General features: G+C 78.7%; 1 pseudogene. It reads right to left on the reverse strand.

From position 1 onward, the window contains the following. Positions 1–539, reverse strand: a pseudogene (locus AF1_RS35590) (MMPL family transporter); the annotation flags it as partial.

Here is a 539-nt window from a genome sequence, read left to right on the forward strand (position 1 = left end):
GGCGCCGCCGACGAGCAGCGCGAGCCACGGCAGCGTCCCGCCGAGACTGGCCAGTTCGTCGACGACGTCGGCGGCGGCCCCGCCGACGTGCACCTGCGCGCCGGCCGGCGGCGGGACGTCCCGGACCCGCTTGACGAGGTCCCGCGCGGCGCCGGAGTACGGGTCGGCGTCGTAGCGGAGCGCGATCCGCGTCGTGGCGCCGGCGCTGCCGGTCACGGCCGTGTCGGCGGCGCCGGGGAGCGCGGCCAGGCGCTCCCCGTACGCGTCGATCGCGGCCCGGTCGGACGTGCCGGTGACCACCGCGTCGATCGGGCTGGTGGCGTTGCGGGGGAACCGCGTCTCCAGCGTCTCGGCGACGGCTCTGGCGTCGGTGCCGGCCGGCAGTGCGGCGGCGTCGACACCGCCCCAGTTGATGCGCAGGAACGGGCCGCCGAGCGCGGCGAGCAGCGCCACCGTCGTCACCGCGTAGACCACCGGACGGCGCATGACGCTGCGGGCGACCCGTCCCCACCAGCCGCGCGACGGCCTGCGGCCGCGCA

It is taken from the genome of Actinomadura formosensis NBRC 14204 (assembly GCF_001552155.1).
In the GTDB taxonomy this organism is placed as follows: Bacteria; Actinomycetota; Actinomycetes; order Streptosporangiales; family Streptosporangiaceae; genus Spirillospora; species Spirillospora formosensis.